The sequence below is a fragment of the Chromohalobacter sp. HP20-39 genome, from assembly GCF_033052815.1.
GTDB lineage: Bacteria > Pseudomonadota > Gammaproteobacteria > Pseudomonadales > Halomonadaceae > Chromohalobacter.
Genome location: NZ_JAWHTP010000201.1, coordinates 1 through 416 on the forward strand (window position 1 = coordinate 1; position 416 = coordinate 416).

Consider the following 416-nt stretch of genomic DNA (forward strand, 5'->3'; position numbering starts at 1 on the left):
CTTGGCTTTGGTGTTGCTTACGTGGACCTGCTTGCCGTGGTCGCGCAGGTAGAGTTGCGCTGCTGCGGGCTGAACGACCAACTCGTAGTCCACGTCCCGGACTTCGGTCACGACGCCACCATGCAGCGGCTTGTGGTCATGCGCGTGGTCATGGTCGCCTGCGGCGAAGGCGGTGACGGATGCCAGGGCGAGGGCGGTGCCAGCCGTGAGGGAACGAAATCGAACAGACATGAAAGCTCCTATAGGGTTACGGTGGTTGACATCGGGTGACAGAAGGCGTTGCATCAGAATGCCCCCGCGTCGCGGTCGTCCAGCAGGCGTTCGGCAGGCTTGCGGCCGAACAGCCAGAACATGGCGGGTGTAAGGAAGGTGTCCAGCAGCGTGGAGCTGACCAGCCCCGAGAAGATCACCACCGC

At 63.0% G+C, this 416-nt stretch carries 1 pseudogene; it reads right to left on the bottom strand.

The window, feature by feature from the left end:
• Positions 1 to 231, bottom strand: a pseudogene (locus tag RVY79_RS17625) (hypothetical protein); the annotation flags it as partial.
• Between the last annotated feature and the right edge of the window lie 185 nt (positions 232 to 416).